This window comes from Nocardia sp. BMG111209 (assembly GCF_000381925.1).
Lineage (GTDB): Bacteria > Actinomycetota > Actinomycetes > Mycobacteriales > Mycobacteriaceae > Nocardia.
The window spans coordinates 3,384,856-3,401,994 of sequence record NZ_KB907307.1; the positions used below are offsets into that span (position 1 = coordinate 3,384,856).

The window sequence follows — 17,139 nt, forward strand, 5'->3', positions numbered from 1 at the left end:
GTGCGGCGGCCGCCGGCTCATTCGCCGGACAGATCCGCCGACAGATCGCGCACCTCGACACCCTCGGGCACCCGGAACTCCTCGATCAATTCGGGACGATCGTCGAATTCCAGCCGCAGCGCGCGGCAGATGGTGGCGTGCATGTCGTACATCGTGGTGATGTAGGTGAGTTCCAGAATTTCCGGATCGCTGAGATTGGCCTTCAGTACCGCGAAAACCTCGTCGGGCACCCGGCCGCCGTCGTACACCAGGCCGTCGGTGTAGGCCAGCACCGCCCGCTCGAGTTCGGAATAGGCCGCGCTGACCTGCCAATGCGGAACGGCGGCGATCTTCTCCTCGGCGACACCGAGGGAACGCATCTGCTTGGAATGCTGGGAAAAGACGAACTGGCTGCCGCGGGCATATCCGGCCCGGCACTGCCCCAATTCACGCAGTACCGGATCCAGCGTCGCGTTGCGGTACACGGCGAAACCCTTCACCGCGTGCCGGAACACCGCCGGCGACTGGGCGAATACGGTCCACCAGTCACCAGGGGTGGCGTGGATGGTGCCGTGGTCGACCGCGGGATCCTTGTCCCGGCCGAACAACCGGTCGTAGAAGAACAGGATCCGCTCGTCGGTGACTTCGGCACGGGGTACTTCGCGCAAACGGGGCATGGGAATTCCTCTCGGGTGGTGCGAGTTTCGGGGCCGGCCGGACCCGGCGGGGGCTCAGTGCGCGGTCGACACCTTGCGGCCGGCGGCGGTCCGCGGTTCGTGCGATACGTCCGCGTCGGTGAAAGTGCGGGTCCAGCAGGCGAATTCGAGCACGATGCCGTCCGGGTCCTGGAAGTAGAAGGAACGCACGAAGGTTCCGGGATGCACCTTCGCCGACACACCCGCGCGACTGTCGTCGTGGTTGAGGATGCGGCTGACCTTGATGCCCTCCTCTCGGAACCGCCGGTAGTACTCGTCGAACCGCTCCGGCGGGACCGCGAAGGCCACATGGTTCATCGAGCCCACCGCGCTGGCCAGTTCACCCTCGTCCGGCAGGCCCTTGGGCGCCGCGACACCGGGGGTGGCATCCGGCGAGTCGGCGAGCCAGAAGAATGCGATGGTGTTGCCGTTGCCGCAATCGAAGAAGAAATGCTGGCCCAGATCCCCGGGCAACTCGATGGTCTTCACCAGCGGCATGCCCAGCACACCCGAATAGAAGTCGATGGTTCGCCGCATGTCGGAACAGACCAGCGCCAGATGATTGATTCCCTGTAATTCGTATTTCTGGTTGGATCGGCTCATGATCGTCCCTTCCGCCGGTCTCGAATCCGGCCGGCACCGCACTGAAGATGACTTGACAGTCATGTCATGTTACGGAATAGTCTGATCCATGCCGAAGTCATCTGTCAACAGCTCGCCCACGGCAGTCGACACGCTGACTCCCCGCGGCCGCAAGACCCGGGACGGGTTGCTCGACGCCGCGCGCAAGGTCTTCGAGTCGGTCGGATTTCTCGATGCCCGGGTCGAACTGATCACCACCGAGGCCAATGTCTCCTACGGCACCTTCTACCGCTATTTCGAGTCGAAGGAGGACGTGTTCGGTGAGCTGAGCACGCGGCTGTTCGAGGAGATGCACCGCCGCGAGCCGACCGGCGGCGCCTCCGCACCGGCGGATCGGCTCATCGCCGCCAATCGCGCCTATTACACGGCCTATCGGCGCAATGCGAAACTGCTCGCCATCGTCGAACAGGTCGCCACCTTCAACGAGGAATTCCGGCGGCTGCGCCACGAGCACCGCCGCGTGATCATCGATCGCACCGCGCAGGCCATCGTCCGCTGGCAGAGCGAGGGCCTGGTCCGGCCCGGTCTCGACCCCGAGCTGGCCGCGCGCGCGATGGCCGCGATGGTCGACCACACGTTGTATCTCTGGCTGATCCAGGGCGAGGACGCCGACGAGGATGCCCTGCTGGACACCCTCGATCAGATGTCCCTCGGGGCCCTCGGGCTGCCGTTGCCCGAGCCCGACGCGCCGTGATCAGCTTCTGAAATCCCAACCCCCGCAGGAGGTCCGCCTCGTATGAACGAATTGGCCGATCGCTTCTTCGCCGCCGTCAGCGCCGGCGACAAGGCGACACTCACGCAGCTGTACGCACCGGATGCCCGGATCTGGCACAACGACAAGGGCACCGAGGAGACCGTCACCGAGAATTTGAAGGTGCTGGGCTGGCTGCAGCGCACCGTGGAAAACCTTCGCTACGAGGACATTCGGCGCCACCTCCTGCCGGACGGCTTCGCCCAGCAGCACGTGCTGCGCGGCACGCTGCCGGGACACGGCCCGCTCGAGGTCCCGGCCTGCCTGTTCGTGCGGGTACGCGACGGGCATATCGAGCGCATCGAGGAATACGTCGATTCGGCCGCGACACAGCCGCTGCGCGACGTGCCCGTGCGGAGCGGGGAGCAGCGATGACCGAGATCGGCCGGGCCACCGGCGATATCGCCGAATTGTCCACGCGGATGCGGATGTTCATCGACGAGGAGGTCATCCCGGCCGAACGCGCCCTGGCCGCCGAGGACGCGGCCGCGACCGCCGCGCTGAACGAATTGCGCGGCCGCGCCAAGGAACTCGGGCTGTGGGCACTGGGCCATCCGGCGGAGGTCGGCGGCGGCGGGGTGCCGTTCCTCGACTTCGTCTACCTCAACGAGATCATCGGCCGGTCGGAATTCGGCCAGCTGGCGGTCGGCTCGGTATCCATGCAGGACACGCTGATGCTGTACCAGCACGGCACCGAGGAACAACGGGCCCGCTGGATCCCGCCGATCGTCTCCGGGGAGACCCTGCCGTCGGTCGGCATGACCGAACCGGAGGTCGCGGGCTCCGATCCTACCCTGATCGCCACCCGCGCGGAACTCGTGGACGACACCTGGGTCATCAACGGGCACAAGTGGTTCACCACCGGAGTGGCGCAGGCCGGATACTGCACGGTGTTCGCGCGCACCGAACCCGATTCCGCCCCCAGGCATTCCGCGATCAGCGCGATCATCGTGCCCACCGACACCCCCGGATTCGACATCGTGCGTTCCATTCCCACGATGGGCCACGACCCCAGCGACCACTACGAGGTCCGGCTCACCGATGTCCGGGTCCCGGCGGCCAATCTGCTCGGCGAGCGCGGCCGCGGCTTCGCGGTGGCGCAGGATCGGCTCGGCGCGGGCCGGATCTTCCACTGCATGCGCTGGCTCGGGCAGGCCCAGCGGGCCTACGAGCTGATGTGCGAGCGGGCCAACACTCGGTTCGCGCACGGCTCGCTGCTGGCGGAGAAGGGCGAGATCCAGCGCTACATCGCCGAATCCGCGGCCGAGATCCACGCGCACCGGCTGATGACCCTCGACGCCGCCCGCGCGATGGACGCCGGCGAGGACTACCGGGTGCGCGTCGGGCTGATCAAGTTCTGGGGTGCTCGCATGCTGCACAACGTGATCGACCGCGCCATCCAGGTACACGGCGCGCTCGGCCTCACCGCGGACACCCCGCTGGAACGGATGTACCGGCAGGCCCGCTACGCCCGCGTCTACGACGGCCCGGACGAGGTGCACCGCATGTCGACCGCGCGCCGCCTGCTGCGCGATCCGGGGGCTGCCCCGTGGAGGTGACGCCGGAAATTCCGGCGGCACCACAGGATTCGGCGCCGCTCGGGTTCGAGGCTGGGCTGGCCGCGGTGCTCGGCGCGGCCCTGGGCACCACCCTCACCGAGGTACGTGCCCGGCAGTTGACCGGCGGCGCGAGCCGGCAGGTCTACGCGGTCGCGGCCCGCGACGACACCGGCGCACCGCGGCGGGCCATCCTGCGCCGTGATCCCCCCGGACACGGTGACGCGCCCCGGATGCGCGCCGAGGCGGCCTGCCTGCGGGCGGCCGCCACGGCGGGCGTGCCCGTCCCGGCCGTCCTCGGCAACGGCGACACGGCACCCGGGGTCGACTCGCCGTATCTGCTCATGGAATTGGTCGACGGCGAGTCGATTCCCCGGAAACTGCAACGGGATCCGGAGTTCGAGCGGCTGCGGCCGGGGCTGGCCGCGGAACTCGGCCGGGTGCTGGGCCTGATCCATCGCACCCCGCTGGACGAGCTGGACATGCTCGACGACGGTGATCCGGTGGCGGGAATCGAGCAGATCTACCGTGATCTGGCCGATCCCCGCCCGACGGTCGAGATGGGACTGCGCTGGCTGCACGACCACGCTCCGGCCGATCGCCCGAAAGCCCTGGTGCACGGCGATTTCCGGTTGGGGAACTTCCTCATCGATCCGTCCGGGGTGCGGGCGGTGCTGGACTGGGAGCTCGCCCACATCGGCAATCCGGTCGAGGATCTGGGCTGGTTGTGCGTGCGCGCCTGGCGGTTCGGCGCACCGGCCCCGGTCGGCGGCCTGGGTGACCGGGACGCGCTGCTCGACGGCTACGAGAGCACCGCCGGAGTACGGCCCGATGCGGCCGAACTGCTGTGGTGGGAGGTGTTCGGAACGCTGAAATGGCTGGTACTGAGCAGATTTCAGGCCCAGCGGCATTTCGGCGGGCAGGAGCGCTCGATCGAGCTGGCCGCGATCGGCAGGCGAGTCTGCGAATCCGAATACGATCTGCTGCTGGTGCTCGGCCTGCTCGACGAGTCGGTGGCGTCGCCCGCCCCAGCGGAACCCGTTGCCACCGTGCAGGATCGCCCCGACCTCACCGAGATCCTGGAGTTGGTCGGGCAGACGCTGGCGGAGGAGATCGGCCCCGCGCTGACCGACGATGCCCAGCGGCAGCGCTACCTGCTACGCATCTGCGGCAATCTGCTCTCGATCGCGACCCGCGAACTGCGCGCGGGCGACGGACCCACCGCTCTAGTCCACGACCTGCTGACCGAACTGGGCTGCGATTCGGAAGCGGAACTGGCGCAACGACTCCGGGCCGGGTCGCTGTCCTACACCGACCCGGGTGTACGGCGCGCGGCCACCGCCGCCGTCGTCGCCCGGCTGGCCGTCACCGACCCCCGGCGGCTGAGCCGGTCCTGACCGGGCTCTACCCCGGAGCCGGACCTTCCCGGTGTACGGCGGGCAGCCACCGCCTCGGTCGTCGCCCGGCGGGGCGTCCACCCCGGCGGCTGCACCGATCCTGACCCGGCTCCCTCCGAGCCGGACCCGACCCGGACCCGACCCGGGTGCCACCGCTGCGGCGGTGGCACCCGGCTCGTACGTATCCCCCGGTGACATTTGTTCTCCCCCGGTGGCATTCGCTCCGGGTCACCCGGGATCAGGCGGCAGGCTCCAGCATGATTTCCGAAAGCCGCTGCTGCACAGCGGGTTCGAGGCCCGCGGCGGTGGCCCACGCGACGATGCCGCCGTGCTCGGCCGAAACCTGATCCAGGAACCGGCGCATGGTCGTGGCCTCGGCCGCGAAGACCCAGTCGGGCAGCGTGGCCACCGCGCCGCCTCGCGCGTGCACCGTGCGCGCGCGGCCGATCCGGGCGCGCAGCAGCTCGCTGTTCACGGCGGTCTCCGCATAGTCGGCGACAATGTCCTCCTCGCCGACCCCGATCACGCCGAGCAGCAGTGCGATCACCACGCCCGTGCGGTCCTTGCCGGCGGCGCAGTGCACCAGCGCCGGGGTGCCCTCCGGATCGGCCAGTTCGGTCAGCGCCGCGACGATCGTGTCCGGGCTCTCCTCGAGATATCCGAGATACCGGTCCAGCATGCTGCCGTCGGCGCTGACGGCGGTCAGGTCCAGCCGCTGCCGGTCCGGGCCGTGCACGGGCAGATTGCGGTACCGGGACACCCGCTCGCGCAATTCACCGCAGCCGTCGACGGCGACCTCTTCGACATTGCGCAGATCGATCACGGTACGCAGCCCGAACTCGTCCAGCAGATGCGCCAGACCGGCCGTGTCGAGTTCGGTCGGGCTGTCCGCCCGGACCACCCGCCGGAAACGCACCTGCCGCCCGTCGGGAGTGCGCAGACCACCCAGGTCCCGCGCATTGACCATCCCGGACGCCCCCGTCATCGGTTCCCGCATCGTCATATCTCCTTCACTCGCACCGAGAGTAGACGATACGTATCGACGCGGTTTCCGGCGCCACGTCCAGGCCAATTCTCGGCGAATTCGGACGGTCATCACGAAATGTGATGGATGTATTCGAATCGGTATCGCCGGCGGCGGATCGGCAATTCCCGGGGCTATTCTCCCGGCGAATTGTTCGCGGCGGATCACACCCCGGCGAGCGCCACGGCCCGTGCCATGAGCGCGTCCGCGACGGCCCGGGGGCGGCGGCCGAGTCCGCACGCACACGCGACTCCGTCGACGCGACGGCCGAGCGCGGCCTCGATGGACGTCAACGTCTTCCGCTGCTGCGCCTCGGTCGGCGTCTCGTGCACGAATCCGGCGTAGAACCGGGTGCCCGCGGGCAGGGACAGATCGGCGAGCGGTGCGTAGAAGCGCTCCCGGGTGGCCGGCGGCCGGTCCCCCGCGGCGAACGGGGCGTGGACGTATTCCAGGGTGCGTCCGGACGGCCATTGCCGTGCAAGGGAATTCGCCAGATCGACCAGCGGCCGCGCGGTCCGCAACGGTAAACCCTTGTTGTGCAGGCTACCCAGGCACAGGTGCACTCCGAAGCGAGTGCCCTCGGGCGCCGCGGCCGCGAGCGCGGCGATGCCCCGGCCCAAACCCATTCTGTGGTCCACGGTTCGGTGCAGCGGCTGGGTCATCGCCATCGACACCAGTTCGGCGGTGGCCTCGAGCTGGATGACGACCTCGTCCCCGGCCGCTTCCCGGATCGCGGCGATCTCCCGTCCGGTGGCCTGCGCGAACGGCTTCCGGCGCGACCACAGCCCCCGCGCCCGCAGCGCGACGACCGCGAGACTGAGATCGGTCGGCATCCCGATCTGCAGCGCCGTCCCGGACAGGTCGCGCGTCTCGCGCAGCGCCGTGAACACCGGTATCGCCTCGGCGGCCTCCCGGGAATAGCCGAGATCGATCAGCTCACCGGTCAACGTTCTGCCGTGCGGGACACGATATCTCGGCACATCGCGCAGCGACCGCCACTGCCCGGGTCTGGCGACCTCGAGCACACCGGCGGCGACCAGTTCCTCCAGGATCGGCCGGACGTAGTACTCGTAACGCCGGGTTTCGCCGGTGGGCAGCGTATGCAGCAGTGGCCCGGCCGTGTCCGACATGGCCCGCATCGCCGCGTCCGTGTTCGTGGCCGGAAAACTTCCCACGAAATGCACAGCACGCGAACGCATGACGACATGATACAAGGCCCGACAGGCATTTTCGCCGGGATTTTCGCCCCGGCCGAGGTGTCGGCGAATCCGAATGCGCGACAACATATCCGCCGCTCGACCGGATCGCGTCGTCACCGCATGTCCGGGCCGCCACCGCCTTCGACCTCGCCGTCAGCGCGGTCGGACACCGCCCAGACCGGCAGCGGCTCCCGTGCCGACAACCACTGCCGGGGTACTCCGCGAACACCGTCTCCCGAGCCGATACCCGTACGCGCCGCGACGATTCCGCCGACGATCGCGGCCGTGGTGTCCACATCGCCGCCGGCCTCGACGCACGCGGTGACGGCGGCGGGATAGTCACCGGCGAAGGTCGCGGCCGCCCACAGCGTGAACGGCACCGTATCCGCGGCGCTGACCTGCGCACCGTTACCGAGTTCGTAGGCCGCTTCCGCCACCGATCGGCCCAGCAGCCGTGCCGCGCGGCGCACACCGCTCGCGGTCCGGCCCTCGACCAGATACGGCTCGACGGCGCGCAGCAGTTCCTCGGGCGCACAAGGCTTCGTACGACTCGCCGCGGCGTAGCTCGCCGCGACGGCGACCGCCATGGCGCCCACGATCGCCTCCGGGTGCCGGTGCGTCACCTCCGCCGACCGGGCCGCCTGCGCCGCCGCGCGATCCGGGTCTCCGGCGAAATACGCGCCGAGCGGAGCGACCCGCATCGCGGCGCCGTTGCCCCAGGAACCGCGTCCGTCGAACTGCGTGCCCGCGGCATCGGCCCAGGGCCGGCCGTCGCGAATCTGGTGCAGCACAACGACGGTGCCCCCGCTGTAACCCCGGTACGGCTCACACCGGTCGGCGAACGCCGCGGCCAGCTTGTCGCGGTCGATCCGGCCGTCGCCACGGATCTGCGCGTACACCGAACAGGCCATCTCCGTATCGTCGGTCCATTCCCACGGCGGCGCCGGCGGCCGACCGGCACGAAGCTCGGGTAGCGAACGACCCGGCACGAAGAATTGCGCACCCAGCGCATCGCCGACGGACAGACCATCGAGGCTGTCCCGAGCGGCATCGGAATTCAGCGGCATATCGCCATCCATGCTGCCAGCCGGGACCGGCCACCACAACCGCGAATCGGATCCGCACACGCGGGGTGGGTGGCTGCCACCGAATACCTTGTGCCAGCGTGAATTTCGTCACCGGACCGGCAACCGCCCCGGACGCACCGCACCGATGCCCGTGACGATATTCCCGCATCCGATCGGTCCTCCCGGGAAGGCGCTTCCCGCAGGCCGATTCGGCATGCCTGCTCTACCGCAGCCGTCGTGACGAACCGAAGAACTGGAACGAGTTCTATCAATTCTATTCGGCCGTGCCGAATACCGGCAATTGTGCGCCATTCCGCACGATCTGATGAGCCTGGAATTGCCGCCGGGCGGCCTGGGTGGCCGGTTGTGCAACAGCGCCGCCCTCGCCCGAACCCTGCACGATCACTTTCTCGGCAACCGGTCCCCGTTCGAGCGAATGCCCGCCGCCCCGATCCCGTGGACCGGCCGCCTCTCGATCAATGTCGTCGCCTGGCTCGGCACGGATCCGACCACGTGTACCTGCTGGATCGATACCGCGATCTCGCCGAAGATTCATGCGCGGCACCGGTATTGCCGTCCCGAACGGCTACGCCGGTTTACAACACCTTGGCAACGCAACGGCTATCACCCGGACGCTCCCTCGAAACAGGCAATTAGCGGCCCTACCAGGGAATCGACCCGGTACATCACATCCGGAATCGGCCGATTCGGACAGTTTGCTGTGCGGTAGCATCGTCCCCGTATCGAACGCACCATTCGGAGCACGTCCTACGATCTCTGGAGGTGAGTGATGCAGTTCAACCGTCAGGAAGTGGTGGACCACATCCGGCTCGAGGCCGGACCCGACGCGGCGCGACAGGCGGCCCACATGCTGCCGGACCACGTCGATCACGAACACCACGAAGCCCTGCTCCAGGAGCTCGGCGTCGACCCGCGGAAGATGGTGGAAAAGCTCGGCGGGTCCCTCTAGTACGAATTCGGCTGTCCGATCGGGTGTTCCCGCGCCGGAAGGCGCGGGAACACCGTCGTTCACCCGCGCTCGTCGCGCGGAACGGTCACGGTTCCTTGGTGTCGTCGGTCCACTGCGTGCCGTCGAACCACCTCAGCCGCGTGGGATCCGTGCCGTCGGGATACCAACCCGGCTGCGCCGGAGCGGTTGCGCCCCGCCCCGGCCCGCGACGCGAGCGCGAGGCCTGCACGACGATCACGACCACGATCGCAGCGGCCATGACGGCGAGAATCAACACGAGAATCAGCCAGTGCCAGGCGTCCAGGTTTCCCACCCGGCGATGGTCCCATCGATCCGACTGTCGCGCTACGGATTTCGTGAGCGCTCACTACTGCGGGGCGGCCGTCCGCTCGCCGAACGCGAGGCGATGTCCACCGGGAATCGCCACCACGAAATCCCTGAGCCCCCAAGGGTGATCGGTCAGTTCCACCGCGATGTCGGCCCCGTGCGCGAGACAGTGTTCGTACAACGCGTCGACCTCGCCGACCTCGATGTACATCGCCGTCGTCTCGTTGACCGCCGGATTCCCGGTGCGCACCACGGCCAGCTCGACCGCACCCCGATGCAGGAGCGTCAACCCCATCTCCGGTTCGTCCAGGTCGACCTCGAAACCCAGGATCGACCGCAGGAACTCGACGGTCGGCGCCGATTCACGGACTTCCAGGTTCGGGCGGCAGCCGGCGAACTCGCTCATGCCGCGATCCTAACCCCGCGCGACCGCGCGCAACCGTCCGCCGAACCAGGTGCGTGCCCGGCCGTCCAGCCACCGATTCGAGCGGGAGCGAGGATCGGTGTCCGGCTTGTAGGGTGAGGCCCGGAAACCGGTGTGCCGGTACGGTTGGTTCGGCTGGTACGGAGAAGGGACCGCGGTGAGGTCGATGCGGTGGATGCGCTCGCTCGTACTGGTGATCGTCGCGGCGGTGACGGTCCCGATGCAGGCGGCGCTCGCCGATCCCGGCGACGACGTCCCACCCGGGCTGGACCGGTTCTATCACCAGCAACCGGTGTGGCAGCCGTGCGACGACCCGGTTCTCGATCAGGCCGGGGCGCAGTGCGCGGGCATCGCCGTACCGCTCGACTACGACCACCTCGACGGGCGCACGCTGACCGTGGGCATCTCCCGGATCGCGGCGACGGATCCGGCGCGGCGCCGGGGCATCATGTTGTCCAATCCCGGCGGGCCGGGCGGACCGGGCCTGCGGATGCTCGCCAACTTCGCGCCGGTGTTCACACCGGAGGTCCGCGCCGAATACGACCTGATCGGGATGGACCCGCGCGGAATCGGCCGCTCGGCACGGGTGGACTGCGTATTGCCGCTGCCCACCATGCTGTTCGCGGCGGGCTTCGACATCTTCGGCTACGCCCGTGACACCACCGTGGCCGCCGCCCTGGCGGCCTCCTGCCAGGCGCCCGATCCGGAGAAGGCCCGGAACATCAGCACCCGCAACACCGCTCGCGACATGGACGTCGTCCGCGGCGTCTTCGGCGAACGCGCACTGAACTATTTCGGCGTCTCCTACGGCACCTACCTCGGATCCGTGTACACCCAACTGTTCCCGGGCCGCACCGACCGCGTCGTACTCGACAGCGCCGTCGACCCCGACCTCGGCGGCTTCGAACTCTTCCACGCCATGGGGCCGGTCAACGAAGCGGGACTGGACGATTGGGCGATCTGGGCCGCCCGCCACGACGCCGACTACCACTTCGGCAACACCGGTCCCCAGGTCCGGGCCACCGTCGAGGATCTGATCCACCGCGCCGCCGGCCATCCGTACTACGCCGACGGCTACCTGATCGACGAGCACACGGTCCCGATGATGTTGCTGGCCCTGCTGTCCAATCCGAAACTGAACGCCGACCTCGCCGACGCCCTCCGGATGGTCACCGACGAGCTCGCGGGACTGCCGATCGATATGGCACTCCTGAAGGCGAAGATCAATGGCGCTGTCCCCCTGGAGACTTCGGGTATGGCCGCGGTCCTCTGCGGCGACCGGGCCGCACCCCACGACCCGGCGTGGTACCTGCGCAACATCGACAGCGTCCGCGCCACCCAGCCGGTGTTCGGCCCCTTCGCCCAGAACATCACCGCCTGCGCCTACTGGCCGGACCCGCCCGAACCCCCGACCGTGGTCCGCAACCCCGCCACCGCGCTGATCCTCCAGGCCACCGGCGACACCCGCACCGCCTATCCGGAAGGCCTTGCGATGCACCGTGATCTACCGAACTCCCGCCTGATCACGCTGGCGGACACCCGGATCCACGGCACCTTCCGAAACGGCCTGAGCCCCTGCGTGAACGACATCGTGAACACCTATTTCGCCAGCGGCGCGCTACCCGCCGCGGACCACACCTGCCGGCCGGATCCGAACTACTTCCCGCAGTAGCCGATACCCGAATCCGCGCCGGCCGGGCCAGAATGGGTCGACCCCGCCGACCGGTACCGACAGTGAGACAGCCGATGCGAACCCACCGTGCCCTGCTCGCCGGTGCGGCGCTGCTGTTGCCGCTCGCCGCCGGATGCGGCCCGGACACCGACGCCTCGCACGCCCTCGAGAACGCGATGCGGACCCACATCACGAATGCCGATCACCGCCCGGTGGATTCGGTGTCGTGCAGCCCGCGGATCCACGACACGGTACGCGGGCAAGCCGCCCACCTGCACTGCCTGGTCCGGTTCACCGACGGAACGTCCTATACCGCGCACGCGACGATCCAGAACCAGAATTCCGGTGGCACACACAACCTTCCGGACACCTACAGCTGGGACGTTCCCCCGCCGCCGCCGTGACCCCGGGGCCCCGGCACCGCGAAATCAGGACAGCTTCAGCGACCGGCCGATGATCTCCTTCATGATCTCGGTGGTGCCGCCGTAGATGGTCTGGATGCGAGCGTCCATGTACGCCTTGGCGATCGGGTATTCCTTCATGTAGCCGTAGCCGCCGTGGAGCTGGAGGCAGCGGTTGATGAGGTCGAGCTGTTCCTCGGTGCTCCACCACTTGGCCATGGCGGCCTCCTCGGCGGTGAGCTTGCCGGCGTTGAGCAGTTCGATGAAGCGGTCGACCAGGACGCGGACCGCGGTGGTCTTGGTGGCCAGTTCGGCGAGGACGAAGCGGGTGTTCTGCAGGGCGCCGATCGGCTTGCCGAAGGCCTTGCGGTTGCGGACGTACTCGACGGTCATGTCGAGGCAGCTCTCCATCGCGGCGGCGGCCATGACGGCGATCGACAGGCGCTCCTGCGGGAGGTTCTGCATCAGATGGATGAAGCCCATGCCCTCCTGGCCCAGCAGGTTGCGGCCGGGGACGCGCACATCGGAGAAGCTGAGTTCCGCGGTGTCCTGGGCCTTGAGGCCGAGCTTGTCGAGGTTGCGGCCGCGCTCGAAGCCGGGCATCCCGCGCTCGACGACCAGCAGGGAGAAGCCCATCGCGCCCTTGTCGGGGTCGGTCTGGGCGACGACGATCACGATGTCGGAGTTGATGCCGTTGGTGATGAAGGTCTTCGCGCCGTTCAGCACCCAGTCGTCGCCGTCGCGGACCGCGCGGGTGCGGATGCCCTGCAGATCGGAGCCGGTGCCGGGTTCGGTCATCGCGATCGCGGTGATGATCTCGCCGGCGCAGAAGCCGGGCAGCCAGCGCTGCTTCTGCTCGTCGTTCGCCAGATGCAGCAGGTAGGGGGCGATGACATCGTTGTGCAGGGTGAAGCCGAGGCCGGAGTACATGCCGCGGGCGGTCTCCTCGGTGATCACCGAGTTGTAGCGGAAGTCCTCCACGCCGCCGCCGCCGAATTCCTCCGGCACGGCCATGCCCAGATAGCCCTGCTTACCGGCCTCCAGCCAGAGATCGCGATCGACGATCCCCTGCTCCTCCCAGCGATCGTGGTTCGGCGCCACATGCTGTTCCAGGAACTTCCGATAGGACTCCCGGAACAGGTCGTGTTCGGGTTCGAACAGGGTGCGGTCCACAACAACCTCCTACGCGGCTGACTCTCCCTTGACACCGTACATCGAAAACGAATCGCCGTTTACTTCGAGTCGCCGAATCGGTATCGAGGTAGGGAAAGGCGGAGCCGCCGACCGGCTGTTCTGCCTGAACGCCGGTAAACCTCCCGCGGCCCGCGGCCGGCAGCAGACGGCCGGTCGGGGTGCGGCCGCGGCGGGCGAGCAGGTAGCGCGATTCCTCCTCGAGCGCCGTCGGCCGGAATGTTGCCGAGGCCGAGGAATTCCGGGCTCGTCCAAGCCCGCATCGGTGCGAGTACCGCCTCCAGGGCCGCGATATCGTTGTCGCGCAACGGTATTCGCAATCGCGCACCGTCCGACAGCCGGGGCTCGTCCACGGCCGTGCCGACACCGGTCGGTACTGCGCTCTTTCCGGGCAAACCCTCCTCGCCGTCGCTTCCGCTACCGGCGTGGTAGCGAAAGCGACTGTGCGACAAGGCTGTGAAACAGCAGGGAGTCAGTCCTGACCGGCGGTACCGGCGTGCGCGTATTCGGTCAGCGCCGCGGCGAGCAACTTCGGGACCCGCGCCCGCAGCCGGGTGCCGCCCTCCTCGTGGCTGGAGTCGACGATCCGGCCGTCGGAGTGGATGCGCGCGAGCAGATCGCCGCGGGTGTACGGCAACAGCACGCTGACCTCGACATCCAATCCGCCGAGATACTCCTCGAGCGTCTCGCGCAGTTCGTCGAGACCCGCGCCGGTGCGAGCGGACACGAACACCGCCTTCGGCAGCTGGGCCCGCAGATGCGCGAGGTCGACCGGCGCCAGGGCGTCGACCTTGTTGACCACCAGCAGTTCCGGCGGCGCGGGGGTACCCGTGTCGCGCAGCACGTCGGTGACCACCTCGCGGACGGCCTTGATCTGCTCGAACGGCAGCGGATCGGATCCGTCGACGACGTGCAGCAGCAGATCGGCGCCGGTGACCTCCTCCAGCGTGGAGCGGAACGCCTCGACCAGCTGGGTGGGCAGATGCCGCACGAAGCCGACCGTATCGGTGAAGACCACCTCGCGGCCGTCGTCGAGCGCGGCCCGCCGGGTGGTCGGGTCCAGGGTGGCGAACAGCGCGTTCTGCACCAGGATGCCGGCGCCGGTGAGAGCGTTCATCAGGCTGGACTTGCCCGCGTTGGTGTAGCCGACGATCGCGACCTGCGGAATACCGCTGCCGGTACGCCGGGACCGCTTCGTGTCGCGGGCGGTCTTCATCTCGCGAATCTCGCGGCGCAGCTTGGCCATTCGCTCGCGGATGCGGCGACGGTCGGTCTCGATCTTGGTCTCACCGGGACCACGCAGGCCCACACCGCCGTTGCTGCCCGCACGGCCACCGGCCTGCCGGGACATCGACTCGCCCCAGCCGCGCAGCCGCGGCATCATGTACTCCATCTGCGCCAGCGAGACCTGCGCCTTACCCTCGCGGGAGGTGGCGTGCTGGGCGAAGATGTCCAGGATCAGCGCGGTCCGGTCGACCACCTTCACCTTGACGACCTTCTCCAGCGCGACCAGCTGGGCAGGGGTCAGCTCACCGTCGCAGATCACGGTGTCGGCGCCGGTGTCGAGTACGACCGTGCGCAACTCCTCGGCCTTACCGGAACCGATGTAGGTGGCCGGGTCGGGCTTGTCACGGCGCTGGATCAACGCGTCCAGGACCTCCGAGCCGGCGGTCTCGGCGAGCGCGGCCAGTTCGGCCATGCTGCCGTCGGCCTGGGCCGCGGTGCCCTCGGTCCAGACGCCGACCAGGACGACCCGCTCGAGGCGCAGCTGCCGGTACTCGACCTCGGTGACGTCGGCGAGCTCGGTGGACAGACCGGCGACGCGGCGCAGCGCGCTGCGCTCATCGAGCTGGAGTTCACCGACAGTGGGCTCCCAGCCGGACCGGCCGGAGTCCTCGGTGGACGCCAGGGCGCGGGTGGCCCGCTCGGTGGCGCGACCGGGCTCGTCGGCGGGCAGTTCGTCGGCGGGGGTGAATTCGTACGTTTCCGATTTCCTCATACGCCTCCCATGCTCCCACGAGATACCGACACCCCGCACGTGAGTTCTCGATGAGCCGAACCGGGCCCTCAGGCGTCGAACCACCATTTGCCGGCCAGGCGGCCGGAGGCGACCAGCACCGACGGGCCGCGCAGTTGCGCGCGACCGCGATCCAGGGTGACCGTCACATCGCCGCCGGGCACCCGGACGCGGATCTCGCCGGTGCCGGATTCCAGGTCGAAACCCTCCCGGAGCAGGGCGGCCGTCGCCGCGGCGACGGTACCGGTGCCGCACGAGCGGGTCTCGCCGACGCCGCGTTCGTAGACCCGCATATCCACCGCGCGGTTCTCGTCGATCGGGGTCAGGATCTCCAGGTTGACGCCGTCCGGGAACAGTTCCGGGTCGTAGCCGGGCGGTACGCCGAAGTTCAGGGCCGCCAGCGTGGCGGCGGTCAGGTCCGGATCCACGCAGGCCAGATGGGGGTTGCCGACGTCGATGCCGACACCGGGCAGCGCACGGCCGGCCACGGTCGCCGTCGATTCGCCGAGGATCACCACCGGGCCCATGCCGACGGTGACATCGCCGAGCACCTCGTCGGCGGAGTGCACGATCACCGGACGCGCGCCGGCGCGGCTGCCCACGACGAAGGTGTCGCCCTCCTCCAGACCGGTCGCGACCAGGTAGTGCGCGAACACCCGCACCCCGTTGCCGCACATCTCGGCGATCGAGCCGTCGGCGTTGCGGTAGTCCATGAACCAGTGGCCGGGCTGCACACCCTCCGGCAGATCGGCCAGCACGCCGGTCTCGACGAGCGCGCCGGCCCGCGCGACCCGCAACACGCCGTCGGCGCCGAGGCCGCGCTGCCGATCGCACAGTGCGGCGACCCGATCGGCGCGCAGGTCCAGCCATGCGTCGGCGTCGGGGAGCACCACGAAATCGTTCTGGGTGCCGTGCCCCTTGGTGAACTCCACACCCGTCTCCTGGTCAGCCATCTCCGCTCCTCCGCCGATACCGCACCGGTCGCGGGTCCGCTACCCGCGACGCAACGCCCGCCGCTGCCTGGATATTTCGTACAACACCACCGAGGCCGTGCACGGCGCCGCGAGCGTGCCGGCGGCCGGCAACCGCACCAGCTCGTCGCACTCCGCACGCCAGGCGGCGCCGAGATCGGCCTCGCCGAGCACCACGATCGTGCCATTCGTGAAGTCGAACTCGTCCACCGGCCGGGCCGCGCCGCTGCTCGTGTCGTCGGTGGTGACGCCGACGATCCGGATATCGGCGCCGCGGCGGAGCTGTCGATCCCGCAGGGCCCGGACCGCGGACGGGCCCGGCATGCGGAACACCGGCAGCGCGAACAACGAACCCGCCGAGGCCCGCACGCACTGCGGGTCGTACTCGTCGGCGCCCGGTCCGCACACGCCCACCGCGGTGGCGCCGAAGGCGTGCGCGGTGTGGATCAGGCCGCCGAGGCGCAGCGGCGATTCCGGGCGTTCCACCACCATGATCACCGGCGACGGTGTGGGCGGTGGCCGGAATTCGGCGGACTCGACCGAGCGCATGGCCGCGACGGCGACCAGTTCCGGTGTGGCGCCGTAGTTCTCGGCCAGCTCGACCATGAGTTCCGGCACCAGGCCGACGGCCGGTACGGTGCCCCCCTCCAGCAGGTCCCGGGCCCAGCCCGGCAGCGCGGGCGCGCCGAGCCGGTAGACCAGCGTCTGCACCGGCCAGCCGTGGTGCAGGGCCGCGGCGATGGCGTCGCGGCCCTGGATCAGGAAGCGGCCGTCCCGATGCCGCCGGTTCCGGTTGGTGAGGTATGCCTGCCACTCCGCGACCGCGGCGTTGCGCGTCGTCACTGCCGGCTCGTCC

The 17,139-nt window shown here is 69.1% G+C and carries 19 protein-coding genes; 8 read left to right on the forward strand and 11 right to left on the reverse strand.

The window, feature by feature from the left end:
* Positions 1 to 17: 17 nt before the first annotated feature.
* Both G361_RS0115510 and G361_RS0115515 read right to left on the reverse strand, forming a co-directional pair.
* A complete protein-coding gene (locus tag G361_RS0115510; protein WP_019928007.1) occupies positions 18 to 656 on the reverse strand; it encodes a carboxymuconolactone decarboxylase family protein in 639 nt (212 codons plus the stop codon).
* Between the two features lie 54 nt (positions 657 to 710).
* On the reverse strand, positions 711 to 1,277 hold the full coding sequence (locus G361_RS0115515; RefSeq protein WP_019928008.1) for a VOC family protein: 567 nt from the start codon (positions 1,275 to 1,277) through the stop codon (positions 711 to 713).
* 88 nt (positions 1,278 to 1,365) lie between these two features.
* Between G361_RS0115515 and G361_RS0115520 the strand changes: the two genes are divergently transcribed.
* The 4 genes from G361_RS0115520 to G361_RS0115535 are packed head-to-tail and all read left to right on the forward strand — an operon-like array spanning position 1,366 to position 5,020.
* Complete coding sequence (locus tag G361_RS0115520) at positions 1,366 to 2,010, forward strand: TetR/AcrR family transcriptional regulator (RefSeq protein WP_019928009.1); 645 nt, start codon at positions 1,366 to 1,368, stop codon at positions 2,008 to 2,010.
* Positions 2,011 to 2,052: 42 nt separating this feature from the next.
* Positions 2,053 to 2,442, forward strand: coding sequence for a nuclear transport factor 2 family protein (locus G361_RS0115525; protein WP_019928010.1), 390 nt, complete (start codon positions 2,053 to 2,055; stop codon positions 2,440 to 2,442).
* Positions 2,439 to 3,626, forward strand: a complete 1,188-nt coding sequence (locus G361_RS0115530; RefSeq protein WP_019928011.1) for an acyl-CoA dehydrogenase family protein — start codon at positions 2,439 to 2,441, stop codon at positions 3,624 to 3,626. The genes G361_RS0115525 and G361_RS0115530 overlap by 4 nt, the downstream gene beginning before the upstream one ends.
* Positions 3,617 to 5,020 (forward strand): phosphotransferase, encoded by a 1,404-nt coding sequence (locus tag G361_RS0115535; RefSeq protein WP_019928012.1) that lies wholly within the window; start codon positions 3,617 to 3,619, stop codon positions 5,018 to 5,020. Before G361_RS0115530 ends, G361_RS0115535 begins: the two co-directional genes overlap by 10 nt.
* 238 nt (positions 5,021 to 5,258) lie before the next feature.
* Here G361_RS0115535 and G361_RS43740 read toward each other — a convergent pair whose 3' ends face one another.
* The 3 genes from G361_RS43740 to G361_RS0115550 form a co-directional block, all read right to left on the reverse strand.
* Positions 5,259 to 6,023, reverse strand: a complete 765-nt coding sequence (locus tag G361_RS43740) for a tyrosine-protein phosphatase (protein WP_196814486.1) — start codon at positions 6,021 to 6,023, stop codon at positions 5,259 to 5,261.
* Positions 6,024 to 6,208: 185 nt separating this feature from the next.
* Complete coding sequence (locus G361_RS0115545; protein WP_036495113.1) at positions 6,209 to 7,243, reverse strand: hypothetical protein; 1,035 nt, start codon at positions 7,241 to 7,243, stop codon at positions 6,209 to 6,211.
* A 113-nt stretch (positions 7,244 to 7,356) separates the two neighbouring features.
* Complete coding sequence (locus G361_RS0115550; RefSeq protein WP_155981466.1) at positions 7,357 to 8,310, reverse strand: ADP-ribosylglycohydrolase family protein; 954 nt, start codon at positions 8,308 to 8,310, stop codon at positions 7,357 to 7,359.
* Between the two features lie 325 nt (positions 8,311 to 8,635).
* Here G361_RS0115550 and G361_RS49410 point away from each other — a divergent pair, with 325 nt between their 5' ends.
* Together G361_RS49410 and G361_RS0115565 are read left to right on the forward strand one after the other, a co-directional pair.
* The gene (locus tag G361_RS49410) at positions 8,636 to 9,040 is read left to right on the forward strand and encodes a hypothetical protein (protein ID WP_155981467.1); all 405 of its coding nucleotides are present in this window, start codon (positions 8,636 to 8,638) and stop codon (positions 9,038 to 9,040) included.
* Between the two features lie 60 nt (positions 9,041 to 9,100).
* Positions 9,101 to 9,280: a hypothetical protein gene (locus tag G361_RS0115565; RefSeq protein WP_019928018.1), complete on the forward strand. Its 180-nt coding sequence runs from the start codon at positions 9,101 to 9,103 to the stop codon at positions 9,278 to 9,280.
* 85 nt (positions 9,281 to 9,365) lie between these two features.
* On the opposite strand, the gene G361_RS43745 is transcribed toward G361_RS0115565, so the two are convergent.
* Together G361_RS43745 and G361_RS0115575 are read right to left on the reverse strand one after the other, a co-directional pair.
* Positions 9,366 to 9,593 (reverse strand): DUF2510 domain-containing protein, encoded by a 228-nt coding sequence (locus G361_RS43745; protein ID WP_019928019.1) that lies wholly within the window; start codon positions 9,591 to 9,593, stop codon positions 9,366 to 9,368.
* A gap of 54 nt (positions 9,594 to 9,647) precedes the next feature.
* On the reverse strand, positions 9,648 to 10,013 hold the full coding sequence (locus G361_RS0115575) for a VOC family protein (RefSeq protein ID WP_019928020.1): 366 nt from the start codon (positions 10,011 to 10,013) through the stop codon (positions 9,648 to 9,650).
* 193 nt (positions 10,014 to 10,206) lie between these two features.
* On the opposite strand from G361_RS0115575, the gene G361_RS0115580 reads away from it, so the two are divergent.
* Positions 10,207 to 11,703, forward strand: a complete 1,497-nt coding sequence (locus G361_RS0115580; RefSeq protein WP_231386881.1) for an alpha/beta hydrolase — start codon at positions 10,207 to 10,209, stop codon at positions 11,701 to 11,703.
* Between the two features lie 74 nt (positions 11,704 to 11,777).
* A complete protein-coding gene (locus G361_RS0115585) occupies positions 11,778 to 12,107 on the forward strand; it encodes a hypothetical protein (RefSeq protein WP_019928022.1) in 330 nt (109 codons plus the stop codon).
* Between the two features lie 24 nt (positions 12,108 to 12,131).
* Here the strand turns inward: G361_RS0115585 and G361_RS0115590 are convergent, their stop codons facing one another.
* The 4 genes from G361_RS0115590 to G361_RS0115605 form a co-directional block, all read right to left on the reverse strand.
* Complete coding sequence (locus G361_RS0115590) at positions 12,132 to 13,277, reverse strand: acyl-CoA dehydrogenase family protein (RefSeq protein WP_019928023.1); 1,146 nt, start codon at positions 13,275 to 13,277, stop codon at positions 12,132 to 12,134.
* 490 nt (positions 13,278 to 13,767) lie between these two features.
* Positions 13,768 to 15,294, reverse strand: a complete 1,527-nt coding sequence (gene hflX / locus G361_RS0115595) for a GTPase HflX (RefSeq protein ID WP_019928024.1) — start codon at positions 15,292 to 15,294, stop codon at positions 13,768 to 13,770.
* A gap of 68 nt (positions 15,295 to 15,362) precedes the next feature.
* Complete coding sequence (gene dapF / locus G361_RS0115600; protein ID WP_026343078.1) at positions 15,363 to 16,244, reverse strand: diaminopimelate epimerase; 882 nt, start codon at positions 16,242 to 16,244, stop codon at positions 15,363 to 15,365.
* A gap of 60 nt (positions 16,245 to 16,304) precedes the next feature.
* Positions 16,305 to 17,126, reverse strand: coding sequence for an RNA methyltransferase (locus tag G361_RS0115605; RefSeq protein WP_019928026.1), 822 nt, complete (start codon positions 17,124 to 17,126; stop codon positions 16,305 to 16,307).
* Between the last annotated feature and the right edge of the window lie 13 nt (positions 17,127 to 17,139).